This window comes from Pseudoneobacillus rhizosphaerae, from assembly GCF_917563885.1.
Classification (GTDB): Bacteria; Bacillota; Bacilli; order Bacillales; family Cytobacillaceae; genus Pseudoneobacillus; species Pseudoneobacillus rhizosphaerae.
Genome location: NZ_CAKJTG010000009.1, coordinates 139,392 through 157,919 on the forward strand (window position 1 = coordinate 139,392; position 18,528 = coordinate 157,919).

Annotated in this window: 22 protein-coding genes; 2 read left to right on the forward strand and 20 right to left on the reverse strand. The window is 35.3% G+C overall.

Annotated features, from left to right (window positions below):
- Positions 1–190 precede the first annotated feature (190 nt).
- The 11 genes from mtrB to LRP83_RS10015 all read right to left on the reverse strand — a co-directional run bounded on the left by mtrB (position 191) and on the right by LRP83_RS10015 (position 9,089).
- The gene (gene mtrB, locus LRP83_RS09965; RefSeq protein WP_230496546.1) at positions 191–427 is read right to left on the reverse strand and encodes a trp RNA-binding attenuation protein MtrB; all 237 of its coding nucleotides are present in this window, start codon (positions 425–427) and stop codon (positions 191–193) included.
- 49 nt (positions 428–476) lie between these two features.
- On the reverse strand, positions 477–1,043 hold the full coding sequence (gene folE / locus LRP83_RS09970; protein WP_230496547.1) for a GTP cyclohydrolase I FolE: 567 nt from the start codon (positions 1,041–1,043) through the stop codon (positions 477–479).
- A gap of 154 nt (positions 1,044–1,197) precedes the next feature.
- Positions 1,198–1,470, reverse strand: coding sequence for an HU family DNA-binding protein (locus LRP83_RS09975; RefSeq protein ID WP_230496548.1), 273 nt, complete (start codon positions 1,468–1,470; stop codon positions 1,198–1,200).
- 376 nt (positions 1,471–1,846) lie between these two features.
- Positions 1,847–3,325: a stage IV sporulation protein A gene (gene spoIVA, locus LRP83_RS09980; protein ID WP_230496549.1), complete on the reverse strand. Its 1,479-nt coding sequence runs from the start codon at positions 3,323–3,325 to the stop codon at positions 1,847–1,849.
- 313 nt (positions 3,326–3,638) lie between these two features.
- Entirely contained in the window at positions 3,639–4,349 is a 711-nt protein-coding gene (locus LRP83_RS09985) for a YphF family lipoprotein (RefSeq protein ID WP_230496550.1), read from the reverse strand.
- A gap of 28 nt (positions 4,350–4,377) precedes the next feature.
- Positions 4,378–4,575 (reverse strand): DUF2768 domain-containing protein, encoded by a 198-nt coding sequence (locus LRP83_RS09990; protein WP_230496551.1) that lies wholly within the window; start codon positions 4,573–4,575, stop codon positions 4,378–4,380.
- Positions 4,576–4,823: 248 nt separating this feature from the next.
- Positions 4,824–5,882 (reverse strand): NAD(P)H-dependent glycerol-3-phosphate dehydrogenase, encoded by a 1,059-nt coding sequence (locus tag LRP83_RS09995; RefSeq protein WP_230496552.1) that lies wholly within the window; start codon positions 5,880–5,882, stop codon positions 4,824–4,826.
- A gap of 61 nt (positions 5,883–5,943) precedes the next feature.
- A complete protein-coding gene (gene der / locus LRP83_RS10000; protein ID WP_230496553.1) occupies positions 5,944–7,254 on the reverse strand; it encodes a ribosome biogenesis GTPase Der in 1,311 nt (436 codons plus the stop codon).
- A 153-nt stretch (positions 7,255–7,407) separates the two neighbouring features.
- Positions 7,408–7,593, reverse strand: a complete 186-nt coding sequence (locus LRP83_RS10005; protein WP_230496554.1) for a capping complex subunit for YIEGIA — start codon at positions 7,591–7,593, stop codon at positions 7,408–7,410.
- Positions 7,594–8,484, reverse strand: a complete 891-nt coding sequence (locus LRP83_RS10010) for a YIEGIA family protein (RefSeq protein WP_230496555.1) — start codon at positions 8,482–8,484, stop codon at positions 7,594–7,596.
- Entirely contained in the window at positions 8,481–9,089 is a 609-nt protein-coding gene (locus tag LRP83_RS10015) for a YphA family membrane protein (RefSeq protein WP_230496556.1), read from the reverse strand. Before LRP83_RS10015 ends, LRP83_RS10010 begins: the two co-directional genes overlap by 4 nt.
- A gap of 108 nt (positions 9,090–9,197) precedes the next feature.
- Between LRP83_RS10015 and LRP83_RS10020 the strand changes: the two genes are divergently transcribed.
- The gene (locus tag LRP83_RS10020) at positions 9,198–9,341 is read left to right on the forward strand and encodes a YpzI family protein (protein WP_230496557.1); all 144 of its coding nucleotides are present in this window, start codon (positions 9,198–9,200) and stop codon (positions 9,339–9,341) included.
- A gap of 33 nt (positions 9,342–9,374) precedes the next feature.
- Here the strand turns inward: LRP83_RS10020 and fni are convergent, their stop codons facing one another.
- The 8 genes from fni to prsW all read right to left on the reverse strand — a co-directional run bounded on the left by fni (position 9,375) and on the right by prsW (position 16,416).
- Positions 9,375–10,427, reverse strand: coding sequence for a type 2 isopentenyl-diphosphate Delta-isomerase (gene fni / locus LRP83_RS10025; RefSeq protein ID WP_230496558.1), 1,053 nt, complete (start codon positions 10,425–10,427; stop codon positions 9,375–9,377).
- A gap of 15 nt (positions 10,428–10,442) precedes the next feature.
- The gene (gene rpsA / locus LRP83_RS10030; RefSeq protein WP_230496559.1) at positions 10,443–11,576 is read right to left on the reverse strand and encodes a 30S ribosomal protein S1; all 1,134 of its coding nucleotides are present in this window, start codon (positions 11,574–11,576) and stop codon (positions 10,443–10,445) included.
- Positions 11,577–11,695: 119 nt separating this feature from the next.
- Positions 11,696–12,280, reverse strand: a complete 585-nt coding sequence (locus tag LRP83_RS10035) for a lysophospholipid acyltransferase family protein (RefSeq protein WP_230496560.1) — start codon at positions 12,278–12,280, stop codon at positions 11,696–11,698.
- Positions 12,277–12,957, reverse strand: a complete 681-nt coding sequence (gene cmk, locus LRP83_RS10040; protein ID WP_230496561.1) for a (d)CMP kinase — start codon at positions 12,955–12,957, stop codon at positions 12,277–12,279. The genes LRP83_RS10035 and cmk overlap by 4 nt, the downstream gene beginning before the upstream one ends.
- A 137-nt stretch (positions 12,958–13,094) precedes the next feature.
- Positions 13,095–13,271, reverse strand: a complete 177-nt coding sequence (locus tag LRP83_RS10045; RefSeq protein WP_230496562.1) for a YpfB family protein — start codon at positions 13,269–13,271, stop codon at positions 13,095–13,097.
- Positions 13,272–13,368: 97 nt separating this feature from the next.
- Positions 13,369–14,715 (reverse strand): germination protein YpeB, encoded by a 1,347-nt coding sequence (ypeB, locus tag LRP83_RS10050; protein WP_230496563.1) that lies wholly within the window; start codon positions 14,713–14,715, stop codon positions 13,369–13,371.
- Between the two features lie 15 nt (positions 14,716–14,730).
- Positions 14,731–15,579, reverse strand: a complete 849-nt coding sequence (sleB, locus tag LRP83_RS10055; RefSeq protein ID WP_230496564.1) for a spore cortex-lytic enzyme — start codon at positions 15,577–15,579, stop codon at positions 14,731–14,733.
- Positions 15,580–15,726: 147 nt separating this feature from the next.
- A complete protein-coding gene (gene prsW / locus LRP83_RS10060; protein ID WP_230496565.1) occupies positions 15,727–16,416 on the reverse strand; it encodes a glutamic-type intramembrane protease PrsW in 690 nt (229 codons plus the stop codon).
- 98 nt (positions 16,417–16,514) lie between these two features.
- Between prsW and LRP83_RS10065 the strand changes: the two genes are divergently transcribed.
- Entirely contained in the window at positions 16,515–17,489 is a 975-nt protein-coding gene (locus LRP83_RS10065) for an asparaginase (protein ID WP_230496566.1), read from the forward strand.
- 11 nt (positions 17,490–17,500) lie between these two features.
- On the opposite strand, the gene LRP83_RS10070 is transcribed toward LRP83_RS10065, so the two are convergent.
- The gene (locus LRP83_RS10070; protein ID WP_230496567.1) at positions 17,501–18,475 is read right to left on the reverse strand and encodes a YpdA family putative bacillithiol disulfide reductase; all 975 of its coding nucleotides are present in this window, start codon (positions 18,473–18,475) and stop codon (positions 17,501–17,503) included.
- Positions 18,476–18,528 lie beyond the last annotated feature (53 nt).

The window sequence follows — 18,528 nt, forward strand, 5'->3', positions numbered from 1 at the left end:
CTTACAGGTTTGTTTTTATATAACGAGCTATTCTCGCGTTATAAGGCAGTCATCATTATAACATAAATGGAACCAAAGTTGGGAATGTTTCTATAAAGAATAAGAAACCCAATTATTCTTAGTTTTCCGTTCTGTCACAAAAAAATGCGTAAGCGCCTCGCAAATAGGCGCTTCTGTTTGAAAGAGAATTTTATTTTTTTGCTTCACTCTCAATTTCTCCATACGGAGTATAAATTTTTGCATTTCCTCGAATTTTAATAGCTGAAGTATGTTCAGTAAACTGAGCAATCATAACTTCCCCTTTATCGAGCTTTTCGGAATGATGAAATCTTGTATCTGAGCCTCTAGTCAAGCCTATGACGTTAACGCCATCGTCAATTGCTTTAATAACAATGAAATCGGTACTACCAAGTGATTTATTTTCCAATTCTTATCCAACTCCCGTATTAAATTATCCTTTGCTTTGGAGAGTTCTTTTAATTTTTTATTAGACTTAATATTTCAGACCTGGCTTGCGCATCATGAGCTAACACACCTCGAGCTGCTGATGTAACCGTTTTTGAACCAGGTTTTTTTACACCTCTCATTGTCATGCACATATGCTCAGCTTCAATTACAACCATGACACCATGGGGTTCAAGTGTCTCCATGATTGAATCCGCAATTGTAGAGGTTATTCGTTCCTGAAGCTGCGGTCTCCTCGAAACCGCTTCAACTGCCCTTGCTAACTTACTTAACCCCGTCACTTTTCCGTTACGAGGAATATAGGCTACATGTGCATGCCCAAAAAATGGAACAAGATGGTGTTCGCACATGGAATAAAACGGGATATCCTTGACTAAAACTAGTTCTTCATGTTCTTCTCCAAATATCGTTTCGAAGTATTCCTTTGGATCTTGATTTAAGCCTACAAAAACTTCTTCATACATCTTTGCCACTCTTTTTGGTGTATCTATTAAACCTTCTCGATTTGGGTCTTCTCCAATTGCTTCTAAGATTAACCGAACCGCTTCCTCTATTTGGGTTATATTTACATTAACCATAATGTTTCCCCCTATGTAACCTTGATTAACTTATGTAATAACTATTTTATATTAGCATATCCACTTTGTATGTAGCAAAATCCAAAATGAAAAAGGCCAAGGAATATCCATGGCCTTTTCGCTTTAGCACTCGCTTAAAGCAGTAAGTATGTAATTATTTAACTGCGTCCTTAAGCGCTTTACCAGGTTTGAAAGCTGGTACTTTGCTTGCAGCGATTTCGATTTCTTCACCAGTTTGTGGGTTACGCCCTTTACGAGCAGCACGTTCACGTACTTCGAAGTTACCAAAACCGATCAATTGTACTTTATCTCCAGTTTTTAACGCTTCTAAAATAGAGTCAAAAACAGCATCAACCGCTTTAGTAGCGTCTTTTTTAGAAATTTCACTAGCTTCTGCAACTGCATTTACTAAATCTGTCTTGTTCATGCCATTCACCTCCTCCCAAATTAAACTCAGAATCAGAAAAATAGGTATCTACCTACATTTCTAAACACTTTTTCTAATTTCTATACGTTACACGTGAATTAATGTGCTGTTTTTCAAAAATGAGCGCATATTTAACTAAAAAAAGACTTAAACCCTTTAATAGCAAGCTTTCAAGCGTTCGTAGCACTAATTCTGTTAGTAGATTATCACAATCATTTACTCTTATCAAGAAATTTCAATGAAATAATGGTAATCTTTTCTTAACTGATACATATTTGTAATAAGTTTACATATAATTCGTCTGAAATATAAATAAAAACGCAAAGAGAGGCTCCTTTTTAAGAAGCCTCAAACATTTCACTTTTTTGCTTTAAGATTATAAAATGATAGCGATTAATCCGCCAGAACCCTCATTTATTATTCTCTCTAATGTTTCTTTTAATTTATATCGTGCATTTTCCGGCATTAAGGATATTTTAGCTTGGATTCCTTCGCGAACAATGGAACTTAAGCTTCGACCGAAGATATCTGAATTCCAAATGGAAAGCGGGTCATCTTCAAAGTCCTGCATTAAGTAGCGAACAAGCTCTTCAGATTGTTTTTCTGTACCTATAATAGGAGCAAATTCGGATTCCACATCAACTTTAATCATATGAATAGATGGAGCAACAGCTCTTAATCTAACACCAAATCTTGCTCCTTGGCGGATAATTTCAGGCTCTTCTAAACTCATATCTGCTAGTGATGGAGAGGCAACTCCATAGCCAGTTTGTTTCACCATTTTTAGGGCATCTGAAATTTGATCATACTCGGATTTTGCATGGGCAAAATCCTGCATCAATTCCAGTAAATGGTCTTTCCCTCTAATTTCAACACCAACAATTTCTTTGAGAATTTCATCATATAATTCATCAGGAGCAAATAAATCGATTTCAGCTACCCCGTGACCCATTTCTATACCAGCAAGACCTGCTCGATCAATGAAGTCATAATCACTAAATTGATGTACTACACGGTCGACATCTCGTAGTCTCTTAATATCTTTAACCGTTTCCTTTACTGCTTCCTGATAACTTGATCTGAGCCAGTGATTGTCTCGCAGCACCATAACCCAGCTAGGGAGGTTTACGTTCACTTCAATTACTGGGAACTCATACAAAGCCTCACGAAGTACATTAAGTACATCCGTCTCTCTCATGCTTTCAACACTCATTGCCACAACCGGTATATCATACTTCTCTGCTAAATTAGTACGAAGAGACTCAGTATTTGGGTGATGAGGCTGTACACTATTAACAATCATGATAAAAGGTTTGCCAACTTCCTTCAACTCATTAATGACACGCTCTTCAGCTTCTACATAACTATTACGAGGCAGTTCTCCAATTGATCCGTCAGTTGTTATGACAACCCCAATTGTTGAGTGCTCTTGAATCACTTTACGTGTTCCAATCTCTGCAGCTTCATGAAAAGGAATTGGCTCCTCATACCAAGGTGTCGTAATCATTCTTGGTCCATTTTCATCCTCATAACCCTTAGCCCCTGGAACAGTGTACCCAACACAATCTACTAATCGAATATTTACTTCCAATCCTTCACCCACATGAACTGTCGCTGCTTGGTTTGGAACAAATTTTGGTTCTGTTGTCATGATCGTTTTTCCAGCAGCACTTTGAGGTAACTCATCTTGTGTTCTAGCTCTCTCTGCTTCATTTGACATATTTGGTAACACAACTAATTCCATAAACTTTTTAATAAATGTTGATTTACCTGTTCGAACTGCACCTACTACTCCGAAATAGATATCGCCACCTGTTCTTTCAGCAATATCCTTGAAAATATCTACCTTTTCCAAGAGATCCCCTCCCGATCATAAACTATAAAATGGGATATTATATATCCTTTTAGGTATTGTTGGACAGTATATATTTATGATGTTGTCCTATGTTATTATGACTATTTTTTAAAAATATTTTACCTCCCTATTTAGTACATCTTCATTTGAAACACTAGAATCCTATTTTGGATTATTTTATCCCTCTGAAATGCTAGCAACAAAAACACAATAAAAAACCCTTCTCCTACAATATATTTTTGTAGTTGAAGGGTTATGACAATTTATAAAGGTGAATTTATCAAAAGAAAGAATTACCTATGTAATTAACAGATTATTTGTTTAAAAAAACAGGTTCCTTAGTACTATTATCAATAGTATAGGGTAAGGAATAGGCTGGAACAAACATAGAATCTTTCACTAATATATAACGAATATCTTCGTTCGGAGCAATTTCTATTTTATCTTTCTGTAAAACCTGATATAAATCCATTCGGTAATCCACGTAAATTTCACCATCTACACCAGAAACGAATGGTAAATTTAGAGTTGTAAATGGACTTATTGCAAAAGGTTCCTCATCGTAACCTAATTTAGAAAAATCGAGCGAATATACATTGTCGCTTAACTTTTCTTTATAAGGAGGGTATCCTCCATTAGCATTGATACGTAGCTTAATATCTCTAATGGTATCGGTGACCCTTAAATCAATCAGTTTAACAGTGGGGTTTGTTTCAACATCGACTAGCACATATTGAAATATCCCGCCATTTTCAAAAGCATTTCCTGGTGCATCAGACATATATTTAGGAACTAACTTTTCAAAATCGATAGGGTATTTTAAATAAATTGGAGTATCTCCCGCTTTTGTTTTAATCGGCAATAGCCCACCACTATCTTGTCGGAATTGGTTAACAGCTGATTGAACTGAAGTAATCTGGTCTTTATAAGGAACTTGGTTCTTGGCAAGCTCTTCTTTAGGGTACATACAGCCGGTTAGTAAAAACGTCACGAAAATAAATAGTATTAGGCTCTTTTGTTTCATTTCTTTTCAATCCTTTTAAAAGTAGTGTCTAACCAGTCGGACCACTAAACACAATAAAGAATATAATGATACCCGAAAGAATCATCAATATGTATGCAATAATTCCTGTGATTATTTTTATTATCCCCTTAAGCTTGTACCTAGTAAAGTAAATGAGAATAATGGATAAAAACATGAATCCCATTCCGGCAAGGGAAATCCACATTTTTATTAACGATTCTGACATAATAAACCTCCTTTTTCGCAAAGGTAATTATAACACAAGGGTTATAATGGTTGAAATATTAAACTAAATTAATACAAATAGACCAAAGAAAAGATGGGGCAATACTTTTCTCCGGTCTAATATGACTAAATGACCCACACGATTCAATTTACTAGTGTGCTTCGATGCATTGTATGCGTAATTGTAACGTTTCGCATCCTCTAATGCCTATTTTATAATAAAAAATTTTCTACACAAATTGGTACTGACTAACCTTCGTTATTACGCTCTCCAAGTGCAATAGCTAAATCTTCCATTTCATTGGTTTTTCCTCTTGCCATTAATCGATCAACTGCATCTTTTGGTTGGACTTCATTAAAAAGAACATCGTATAAGGCATTGGTTATCGGCATTTTCACTTCGTACTTTTGAGCAAGCTGGTGAGCAGCTTTGGTGGTTCTCACACCCTCAACAACCATACCCATATTGTCTAATACTTGGTCTAGGCTTTGTCCTTTACCTAATAGGTTACCTGCTCTCCAATTTCGAGAATGTACACTTGTACATGTAACAATTAAGTCACCTATACCTGTTAATCCTGAGAAGGTAAGCGGGTTCGCTCCCATTTTTGTTCCGAGTCTAGCAATTTCCGCTAATCCTCTAGTCATTAAAGCAGCTTTTGCATTATCCCCATATCCAAGACCATCCGTAATACCTGCAGCTAATGCAATAATATTCTTTAATGCTCCTCCAATTTCAACGCCAATTACATCAGGATTTGTATAAACTCGAAAATGTTGATTAATAAATAAATCCTGAATTTCTTCAGCTACCTTCATATTTTCTGAAGAAACCGAAACAGTAGTTGGATGCCTTAAACTAACTTCTTCTGCATGACTTGGACCAGATAAGACGACGACCTCATAAAGCATATTTTTCGGCATTTCTTCTTTTATCATTTCTGAAATTCGTAAAAGCGAATCAGGCTCAATCCCCTTACTCACATGAACAATTTTGAATTGATTATTAGGATTCAATTCTCTTATTTGACTAAGTACCTCACGAATTGCTTTAGTTGGAACAGCTAGTACCACAATATTAATGTCTTTAAGTGAATCACTTAAAGATGCATATGCTTTTATACCCTCTGGTAAATCAACATTAGGTAAATATTTGTGATTTTTACGTTCTCTATTAATTTCATCTACTTGAGCTGGATTATGACTCCATAGCCGAACTTCATGATTGTTATCAGCCAATACCATCGCTAAAGCTGTACCCCAGCTCCCAGCTCCTAGAACTGCCACTTTCTTTTGGGTTTGCTGCATGCATATCACGACCTTTTTCTATTTGTCTAGCGGAAGCGACTAGCCAGCCGCTTTTCGCTTTTTACTTTCTTTCACGAGCAAAGATCTTAATTGGTGTTCCCTCAAAACCAAATGCATCCCGAATTCTATTTTCAAGAAAACGCTCATAAGAGAAGTGCATTAATTCAGGCTCATTAACAAATACAACAAAGGTTGGTGGCTTTACCGCAACCTGTGTGGTGTAAAAGATTTTTAATCGACGACCATTATCAGTAGGAGTAGGGTTCATTGCAACAGCATCCATGATAACGTCATTTAATACAGTTGTTTGCACACGTAGCGCATGATTTTCACTAACCGTATTAATTTTCGGCAAAAGATTTAAAACACGTTTCTTAGTTTTTGCTGATAGAAAGACGATAGGAGCGTAATCAAGATATTGAAAATTATCACGAATTTTTTGTTCAAAAATATTCATCGTTTTTTCATCTTTTTCAATAGCATCCCATTTATTTACGACTATAATGACAGCACGTCCTGCTTCATGAGCGTATCCGGCAATTTTTTTGTCCTGTTCAATGATTCCTTCTTCTGCATTTAATACAACCAATACAACATCAGAACGTTCTATTGCTCTTAATGCACGTAATACACTATACTTTTCGGTGCTTTCATATACTTTTCCTTTTTTTCTCATACCAGCAGTATCAATAATGACATATTGTTGACCATGATAGGTGTAAATCGAGTCAATAGCATCTCTAGTCGTTCCAGCTATGTCACTAACTATTACTCTTTCTTCCCCTAAGAGGGCATTAACTAACGAGGATTTTCCAACATTCGGGCGACCGATTAATGAGAATTTAATCATATCATCTGCATAATCATCACCATTAGATTGCGGAAATGACTTTGCAACTTCATCTAACATATCTCCTAAACCTAGTCCGTGTGAACCTGAAATAGGGAATGGCTCTCCAAAACCAAGTGCATAAAAGTCATAAATTTGATCTCTCATATCTGGGTTATCAATTTTATTTACAGCTAAAACAACAGGTTTTTTAGATTTATAAAGAATCTTTGCCACTTCTTCATCTGCAGCAGTAACTCCCTCACGACCGTTCGTTAAAAAGATTATGACATCCGCCTCATCGATCGCAATTTCAGCCTGTTGACGAATTTGTTCTAAAAAAGGCTCGTCCCCAATATCAATACCACCTGTATCAATAATATTAAATTCATGCGTTAACCAATCACCAGAACTATATATTCTGTCTCTCGTAACACCTGGTATGTCTTCAACAATGGATATTCTTTCTCCAACAATTCTATTAAATATTGTTGATTTTCCTACATTAGGTCTTCCAACAATAGCAACTACTGGTTTAACCATAACTTTCACCCTTTCAACTGTCAAAACTACTACTAAAGTATTTGTAATTTCCTTAATATCTATAAAATAAACCCTTCTAAGATAGAAGGGCATAACTATACTATCTTACCAATGAAGTAATTTCAAATCAATGAAAAAGTTGGAAAAGATTTTTTAATGTTTGACAATCACATACAATTCATCTGATAAACCATGGGCGATTCCATCCAAAATCGCCTCTAGATTTGCTGCTATATGTTCCATTTCCTCTTTAGAGTCACAGTTAAAAACTGCTGAAGCAACTGGTACTTTTTTGGGGTTAGTCGTAACTACAGCCAAAATGTATTTTTCTATTACCATTTATTGTTCCCCTTTTTCATTTACATTTCTTTCAGTTGGCATTCGAATTGCATTTTCTAATGTAGGGACATTCCCGATTATGTCTAATGCCATTTCGATATTTTTTTCCTGTGGTAAAACAAATACTCCAACCCGCCCATCATCTAAGTCTCTCTTCGCTAATGGAACTAATGCAGGTGTTCCAGAATCACGGTAAACCCCAAGTGCTGTTGAAACGTCATGAAGTATAGCTTGACGTTGTCCTAAATTCGCTATAGTAGAACGGGAATTAAAATTTTTAGGCTTTAAAATAAAGCCCATTCCGTATTTTAAGACTTCCTCTTGTCTTTTTGGGAGACCAATATTCATAATATAAATATTGTCTACATAAAGACCAGCACCATCAAATCTCGGTTCTACATACTCAACATCCACAATATCCTTTAATTTCCCCCCAGCCATAAGCTTTCTTGAAATGATTAGCGCTATTAAGGCAATGACAATAGCAACATAGATATTAAATACGATATAAGTAAACGTTGAAACAAATGACGTAAAAATGACTAAATAATTTCGACTTTCAAATGCTACCGCAATTCCTTCTATGTACGTACTGCCTCTTGGTACAAGCTCGTATCCATCTAACTGAGCTAACGTATTTCTCTCCATATTACGTACTTCTCTAAATTGAGAAGCTGCTAAGGTTAGAAATGTAACAGCCGTAAATTCTTCTTCCATAATGGATGGTATTGCAACTGTACCTAGACCAGCAGCAATAAATCCTAGAGCAATGTGAATAATTTTCCCATGTAAATAAGTAGGGTACTGGCGGTAATCTGTCCTTAACATATAAATGCGACCTAAAGTGCCAACTATAACACCAAATATAATCGGATATGTATATTCATTCATGTTGTTTTTTGTTTCTCCCTTTCTACTGCATGATATAAGCTTTCTAGGTAGCTAATTGAGATCTTAATTCCTTCCCATCCAAAAAGAAGAATGGAGGCTAGAGAACATATGTCTAAAAAACTCATCGATCCAATTAAGTATGGAAAAGAAAACCGTTGAATAATAACCGCAAAAATAATGTCACCGTATATACAACCAATAATGAGGGTTGAAATTCTCCATGCAAGCTTTTCTTGAAGGAGAACAGATAAATAGGTAATTAATAATGCTAACATCCATTCTCTTTTAAATATGATCCAAATAGGGTCAAAAAGTTCAAACAGCAGAAAAGTGCCATATCCAATTGAAATAATTAGAGAAGTAAGAAAAAAATATAATTTCTTTCTTAGAGTGAAATATCCAATCCTAGTAAAAATAACAAGAATCATAAAAATCGAAATATAACTAACTGCTGTGCCTCGGATTTTAATTGTATAAGGTGAAATAATAATGGCCAACAAGATAAGACAAGCGATGGGTAATCGTATGTTAGATTCTTTCTTCACTAAAAAAGTTGTGATAATCCAAATAGCCCAAGCGCATCCATAAAAATATAAACCTTCCACAACATCCCTCCTATCATTTCCATTATGGGAAAAGGCTATGTAATTTAATCCTTTTTAGCGCATAATTTATTCGAAAAATATCATCTTATAGAGTAAGGGGGTGTTACGGTGGGAAAAGATCGTCAAGAAGGAAAACTAAGAAATAGTGGAAGAGTTGAGTCTGATCGAGATCAGGCACTACATTATCCAGGAGCTACTAAGCTGCAAAGTCCGGAAGAAGCAAGGAAATTAAATGATGGGAAAAAATATTAAAAATAAAAGCTCCCTTTTTGGGAGCTTTTATTTTCATCTTTTCTGACTGTATTTTTTTGTATCTATTCCCCGCTCATTTAGCCAATGATGGGTATATCCTGATACTATTAGTGGTACAGTTTGAAGTGCATTAATATTACATGCACCAAGGGCCAACATCATATATTTAATATCATCATGAAGTTTTCTAGTTTTAACAAGAGTTTCCTCTATACCACTTTCAAGAATTTGTTTTAGAAAAAAACCGGCCATGCCAACAGCATCTGCACCAAGTGCAATAGACTTAACAATATCTAAACTATTGTTAATTCCACCACTTGCAAAAATCGCTAATGAAGGAGAGATACTTTTAGCTTCAACAATTGAAATGGTTGTAGGGATGCCCCAATCGTTAAAAAAAGAAAGTGTATCATCACGCCTTGCATTTTCAATGGAAGCAAAATTAGTACCCCCAAAGCCTCCAACGTCAATAACGGAAACTCCAATAGATTTCAATTTTAAGACAGTCTCTCTTGACATTCCAAAGCCCACTTCTTTAACAATCACGGGTATATTTAAACTTTTAACAATTCTCTCAATCCTTGATAAGGCCCCACTAAAATCCCGATCCCCTTCTGGCATCGTTATTTCTTGCACTACATTTAAATGAATTTGTAATGCATTCGCCTCAACCATTTCAACAGCCATTTTAGCTTGATCGACAGTTGCTTCACTGCCTAAATTAGCATAAATGATACCAAAAGGGTTTTCTTTGCGAACAATCTGATAGCTTTTACGTTCATTAAAATCTTTAAGTGCAGCCATTTGTGAACCGACTGCCATTGCTAATCCCATTTCACGAGCAATAATAGCAAGCTGACCATTTATGTCGGTTGTTCGACTTCCACCTCCGCCAGTCATTGCATTGATAAAAATTGGCGAACTTAAGGAAAGTTCGCCAACATGATGATTTAAGCTTACATCTTTTAATGCTATGTCAGGTAGACTCTGATGAATAAATGAAACATCACTAAAACCATGAGAGTTTGTCTCGGTTTCTAAAAGCGCGTATTTGATGTGTTCCCATTTTCTTTTAGCTCTGGTCATTTTAGTATCACCATATTAACTTTTTAGATTTTTTAACATATCCCCAATAACTTCACCTAATTGGAATCCTTTTGATTCCTCTGGAAGCTCATATGTTTCTTCTTCAGGCTTATCTTCTAATTCCTTAATACTTAACGAGATTCGTTGTTCACTTTCATTTACTTCTAATACCTTCACTTTCACCTTTTGCCCTTCCTTAAGTACTTCAAAAGGAGTAGCAATATGTTTATGTGCAATTTGTGAGATGTGAACTAGTCCTTCAACACCAGGTAGCAATTCAACAAAAGCACCAAAGGAAACAAGTCTCTTAACTGTTCCTTCTAGCACACTGCCCTTTTGTGCCTTTTCAAGGATATTAGACCAAGGTCCAGGTAGAGTTTCTTTAATAGAAAGTGAAATACGCTCATTATCCCGATCAACACTTAGAACCTTTACTGTAACCTTTTGCCCTTCTTCGATAACATCAGAAGGTTTGTCAACATGTTGATGTGATAATTGAGAAATATGAACTAAACCATCAATTCCACCAATATCAACAAAAGCTCCAAAATCGGTTATCCTTTGAACTGTTCCCTCTACTACTTTGCCAGGTTGAACGGCGTCTAATATTGCTCTTTTTTGTTTTCCTTTTTCCTGCTCCACAACAGCACGATGAGAAAGAATTAAACGGTTTTTCTCTTTATCAAGCTCAACGATTTTAAAAGATAATGTTAAGTCTCTATATTCAGAGAAATCCTCTACAAAGTGAGATTCCACTAAAGAGGCAGGAACAAATCCTCTGATTCCTAAGTCAACCACAAGTCCGCCCTTAACAACTTCTTTAACTTGCGCATCAAATATAGCTCCACTTTGAAACTTTTCGGTTAAATCTTCCCATGCCTTTTCAGCATCAATCTTTTTTTTAGATAGTACTATCGCCTCTTCTTCGACCTTTAATACCTCAAGGTCCAATTCTTCACCTTCAGAAACAACATCAGATGCCTTTTCGACATGCAAACTAGATAATTCACTAATTGGAACAATTCCATCAATTTTACTATTTTCAATACTAACTAGAACCTGCTTTTCTTCTACCTTTGTAACTTGTCCCTTAACTTTGTCTCCAACTTGGAAAGATCTAACTTCTACTTGATTTAACTCTTCAGTCATATATACTCCTCCTTATCCTTTGCTTAAATATCTATTAATAGTGTTGCTAAAATAAGAATATTTAAAAAACTTCCCTCTACTAACTTCTTATAATTCAACCGTTTTGTCAAGTAAAAGGGTCAGTTCCTATGCTGATCAATTAGTTGTTTTATAGCATTCATAATATGATCCGTCGTTTCTTCAGCTGAAGCTTTTGAACTGCGTAGCTCATCTAATTCAATAGGCTTACCATAAACCACTGTTAATGTTCTGAACGGTTTGTATGGTCCGATTATTGCACACGGGACGACTTTTGCATCAGTACGTAATGCAAAAAATCCAGCCCCAGCTAATCCCTTTTTTAATTCACCATCCTTGCTTCTAGTTCCTTCGGGAAAAAGCCCTAAAACTTTACCATCTTTTAAAACATTTAAACCTTTTCTCAATGCCTCACGATCACTCATTCCCCTTTTTACAGGAAATGCATTTAAATGAGGTACTAATTTACCTAATAAAGGTACTGAAAATAATTCTTCTTTAGCCATAAAATATACTGGTCTATTTGCAGTAATACCTACAACTGGAGGGTCAAGATTATCAATATGATTGGAGCAAAGCAGAACCCCACCTTCTTTCGGAAAGTGCTCAAGACCAATAATCTTAATTCTATAAAAGGGCTTTAACACACCAGCAACTACAGATCTGACAAATGTATATGTATTCATAATGTTGCTATCCTTTCTACAGCCAAGTCAACAATCCTAGCTACAACATCTTGGATGGATAAAGAAGTAGTATCAATCTCGATTGCATCTTTAGCCTTACGTAAAGGGGCAACTTCTCTTTCCGAATCAATTTTGTCTCGAGTAGAAATCTCTTCCTTTAATTTTTCAAGATCAGAAGGATAACCTTTTTGGATATTTTCATGATGTCTCCTCTGCGCTCTTTCTTCTACACTTGCAAGAAGGAATACTTTAACTTCTGCATCCGGTAATACAAAAGTACCTATATCTCGCCCATCCATAACTACACCACCGTTAACAGCAAACTCTTGCTGTCGCTTTACCATTTCTGCTCTAATTAGTCTATGTTTTGCAACGATTGAAACATAATTTGTAACTTCGGATGATCGAATTTCATTCGTCACATTCTCTCCATCTAAAAAAACTAATTGTCCGTTATCACCTGGAAACAGTTCAATTTTGGTATTTTCAAGTAATTTAAAAAGGACATCTTCATCCTCTAAGTCTATATTTGCTTTTTGAGCCTTATAGGTAATTGCCCGGTACATTGCACCCGTATCTATATATATATATGAAAAATTTTCTGCTACGATTTTAGCAACAGTGCTTTTACCAGCCGCTGCTGGACCATCGATAGCAATTGAGATGTTTTTTGTCATATTTCCTCCTAAAATCAAACCAATGAGATTATTTTATATCCTTATTTTATCATATATTGCAAAAATCTCTCTTTGATTTTATCTTTTTTTGTACAGAAGAAAAACTAAATCAGGAAAATAGAAAAAAGTAGGTATATTTACCTACTCAACGTTTCTAGTACATCAGTATATTGATTATTATTTACACCCTCATATTGAGTTATTTCTTTTAACTCAGGAAAGACGTTTAAGTTATGAAACAGAATCTGTGCTACGATTAGAAATACAAATTGGACGATAATTAATTTAATTAAAATTCGTTCAATACTTTTCATGTAACCACTCCAACATAATATTCAATAATAGTATAGGGAAATTTTACTTTTATTAAACTAATAGTGAATAAAAAGGAAAAGCAAATTCTGCTTTTCCTTAAAGTACATCTTCATAGATGGGCTCTGCATTATGAAGTTTATCCACTTTTTCTTCAAATCCAGATTCAGCATTGATATATATTCGATAAGTATCATCATTCATCGTACCTAAAAATTCATGACATAGAACCTCTTCATTTAAATCATTCAGAACAACAGCCAATCCGTGTTGTTGAACGGTTAAATTGGGACTAATTTTAGTCCGAGCTTCTTCCTCGGTTATCTTAGGCTCTGGTATTTCCCTTGTCCGGTTTGACCGTAGATAGTCATTTGCTGCAATACCAATAATATTTCCATTATCTAATGCTACTTTGACTTTAATGGAATCAGGATAAATTCTAACATCATCTAATTTACTTACAAATGTAAATACTCCAATATGGTCATATTGTGAACTCTCAAATAAGTCTAAATCCTTAAAGCCATTATCTGATAAAAAGCCGATTGCTTTTTTAGAAGCTTCATTTAAACTTATTTTTTGGTTTTTAATATCTCTAGATAATAGATACCATATTGGATATCCACCTTTTTTAGTAATATCCATGTTCGCTTCTGTTCTTGATTCCTTATCAAGAATAGAAACGCTATAAAAGCCATAATTCGATCCCTTCCCATTTTCGACAACTCTAACTTCATCATCTGCCTTAAGTCCTGAGTACTTTTGGGCAATTTTTATAGCTTCCTTTTTAGAAATAGTTGGACCATTTAAATTTTCAAAGTTTTCATCTTTTTCTTGCATGTTTGCAAATGCCGGCCCAAAATTCACCTCATCATATTCAGAAACCGTCTTTTCAACTGTTTTAAAACCGTCAATAACCGTGTTATCACCCGGTTCATTTGTAGATAAAGCTAATTCTACATCCATCCAACGCAGATTATTCTTAATGACAAGGTGCTGAACCTCACGTAATTCTTTCTGAATTTCGGCTGATTGTTTATAAAGCGTTTGCAAATGCTTGTATTCTTTATCGGATAAAGGTTCCTTCTCGAGATCTCTTACTGCCGTTCGATAACTAAAATCACCGATTTGAGCTAAAAATTCTTCTGTTTTATTAAATGGTAATAATGTAAGTGGTAATTGTCCCACATCGCTATGTGCTTGAGATGTAATTCTCCAAACATCCGCTAAAGCTGGAGATAGTGACTTTTTAGAATTCATCGCTAACGTTGTTCCAATTTTATCGTTTAGTAAATCTACTTGAAAGGTTAAATCATGGAACGCTCTTTGGTAATTATTTTCTGCATTTATTAAAACAGCATTCTTTTCCCGGTGTTCCTGGTATCCCCAAATAGCAGTTCCTGCTACCCCTAGAGATAATACGCCAATTAAAATGCCTCTAATCAATCTCTTTCCCCCCTTTTATTTACAGAATATGTGTTTGCCAATTCGTTTAATTTGAGGTCTTCCCCAAATCCAACCACTCGTTGCGGTATCTGGGTTGAAATAGTAAATTGCATTACCTGTTGGATCCCAGCCATTAATAGCATCTAGGACTGCTTTTTTTGCTGACTCATTAGGTGTTAGCCAAATTTGACCATCAGCTACAGCTGTAAATGCCCTTGGTTCAAAAATGACTCCTGAAACCGTATCAGGAAACGATGCACTTTGCACTCGGTTTAATATGACAGCAGCAACAGCTACTTGACCTGTATAAGGCTCGCCTCTTGACTCACCATAAACAGCATTAGCCATCAATTGGATGTCATTTGCTGAATAGCCACTAGGTACGTTAGCAGCTGTTGGCTTTTGTGCAGCAGCTGGCTTAGGTTTAGGAGTAGCAATATTCTTGTTTGTTTGATTCGTATTCTTTGCCTGTTTCTCTACAGGAACACCACCATAATGGGTGAATTTCTTGCCTTTTTTTATTTGTTCTTTGACGAAACCTTTATTGTATTTTGATGCTTTAACAAGTTTAGCCTTTGTTAAAGTACCAGCTAAACCATCGATTGGTAACCCAAATTCATATTGAAAATTTCGTAATGCCCAGTAAGTGCCCCAACCAAAAACGCCATCAATTTTCCCATTATAAAAACCTAAATATTGGAGCCTTGATTGTAGTTCAATGACATCATCACCAACAGATCCCTGCTGGATGACTTGGTTAGAAAACGCCTTAACTTTCGTTTGATCTCCACTACTTGGTAAAACAAAAAATGCGAGGGAGATAATTGCCAGCCATTTTAATACATGAGAAAACTTCCTTTTCATGGAACTAGACCTCCATATATAATATGAATTTACATTAACCCTATTTTTTGTAGTTATTGGGATTTTATTCATTAAGAGTCGAAGTAGTGGAATTAACTTTTTGACTAAAGCTATCAAAAAAAATAAAAAAACTCTTCACCTCAATTGTTAAAAGGGAAGAGTGTTATTGATTTTGAGTTTGTTTTCTAGATGCTTCGTTGATAATATCCGTGCTTTCTTTACTTTCCTTAAGCCTAGCCACCAAAGAAAAATCATAAATGGGACTATATATTGAATCCAGTTTGTTTGAGAAAGTAAAATAAAATCGTAGGTACCATGAAGTACAAAAGGGACAAACAAGGATAAAAATATCCATTTTTTATTTTTTACGATTGAAAATTTACCTTTACCTAAATAAAATCCCATAATGACTCCAAACAATGCATGGCTCGATACAGGGAGTAACGCTCTACCGATGGCATGCTCAAAGCCATTCCCAATTAAATAAAATATATTTTCAACCGTTGCAAATCCTAAAGATACAGCGGCACCATAAACAATTCCATCATACGGTTCATCAAAGGAAAGATGCTTATAAACTGTATAAAACAGAATAAACCATTTAAAAAATTCTTCAAGTAAACTTGCGGAAACAAAGGCATTCAACCAGTTTGCGTGAAAAACCATTTCCGTTTCAAAGACATATTGAATAAACATCAGAGGGAATACTAGAAGTGCACCAAAAATAAAAGTCTTAAAAACAAAGGATATCGGTTCCATTTCATAATCATCTTTTAAGTAAAAATAGCTTAATAATGCTAGACCAGGTGCAACCCCAGCAGACAATATCGCTAACATGGCGAAATCCTCTTTTCAATCGGTTTTCTTAATCGTATCATGTTATAGTAAGATTGAAAATGCTGTTTATGCGAATATAGGTTTTATGGAGGAAATATATGCAGAAAAAAATCTTGATCATTCACACTGGCGGAACTATATCCATGAGCGAGGATGCAGCTACAGGGGCAGTTAAACCTGGGAAACATAATCCAATAACTGATAATACTAATGTATTGAATAATCTAGCGAATATTATAGTTGAGGAGCCGTTTAATTTACCTTCACCTCACATTACAACTAAAGAAATGCTTACTATAAAAAACATGATTGAACATCACTATCAAAACAATCAAATTGAAGGTGTTGTCATTACACATGGCACAGATACATTAGAAGAAACGGCATATTTTTTAGACCTAGCTATACCAATCAACATTCCAATTATTGTGACAGGGGCAATGCGCTCTAGTAATGAGATAGGTTCAGACGGACTATATAATTTAATTGAGTCCGTTAGAGTATCCATTAATGATGCTGCCATAGGAAAAGGCGTTTTAGTTGTATTAAATGATGAAATTCACACTGCAAAGAATGTAACAAAAACCCATACCAGCAATATATCAACGTTCCAGAGTCCCCAATATGGTCCAATCGGAATCATTACAAAAAGGGGAATTGTTTTTCATCATACACCAACGAGTAGAGAATGTTACAATATTGAGAGCATTTCAAAAAACGTGATTCTTTTGAAGGCATATGCTGGGATGGATTCGACCTTCTTAACTGCAATAAATGACTTAGGTTATGATGGTGTAGTAATTGAAGCACTTGGCCAAGGAAATTTACCTCCTAGAGCAGTTGATGGTGTAAAACTATTAGTTGATAATAAGATTCCTGTTGTGCTAGTATCTCGTTGTTTTAATGGAATTGTTCAAGATATTTATGGGTATGAAGGCGGAGGAAAGCAGTTAAAGGATTTGGGAGTAATTTTCTCAAATGGACTAAATGGTCAAAAAGCAAGATTAAAGCTTTTAATTGCCTTATCTTACACGAACGATATGAAAGAAGTAGAAAATATTTTTCAGCATTAAAATCAGGGAGACTATCCCTGATTTTTTTCCTCTTTTAATATAGCTTGTGCTATTAATCCTCCATGAAATCGACCATTTTCAATAAAGATTTCATTTGCGTTATTTCCAGCTGCTATAACACCTGCAATAAAAATACCTTTTATGTTCGTTTCCATTGTTTCATTGTCAAACATTGGTCTACCTGAGGCTTCGTCGATTTGAACACCCATCTTCTTAAGAAAGTGGTGATCTGGATGATATCCAATCATAGCAAATACATAATCATTCTTTACGCTTCTTACTTTGCCATCTTTTACAAAAATTACTTCTTCGTTTGTAATTTCCTTTAGATGTGCATTAAATTCCATTTTGACTATATCATTGCGAATTAAGGCATCAAATTCGGGCAAGATCCATGGCTTTATACTTGGTGAATATGTTTCTCCACGATAAAGCACAGTTACACGTGCACCTGCTTTTACCAGCTCAAGTGTTGCATCCACACTTGAATTTTTCCCACCAATGACACAAACGTCTAAATTATGATAAGGATGGGCCTCTTTGAAATAATGTGAAACCTTTGGAAGATTCTCCCCAGGTATATTCAGATAATTCGGATTATCATAATAACCTGTTGCAATGATAACGTACTTTGCACGATATTGTCTTTTATCTGTATTGACAAAAAAACAATCATCCTCATTAGTTACTCCTAATACCGTTTCGAATGGATGTATTCTTAGCTGCTTTCGCTTCGCAACCTCGCGATAATAGACTAAAGCCTGGCTCCGTCTCGGCTTGTAATCTTCAGTCATAAAAGGGATATCCCCAATTTCTAATTTTTCACTGGTACTAAAAAAGGTCTGATGCGTTGGGTAACGGTAGATTGCATTGACGATATTTCCTTTTTCAATTATTAACGGATTTTTACCAATCTCTTTTAACGCAATCGCAGCAGCCAAACCACATGGTCCTCCACCAACAATAATTATATCCTCCATTTTCATCTACTCCTTTTCAAAAAAAATCTCCTATCTTATGATAGGAGATTTAATACCAT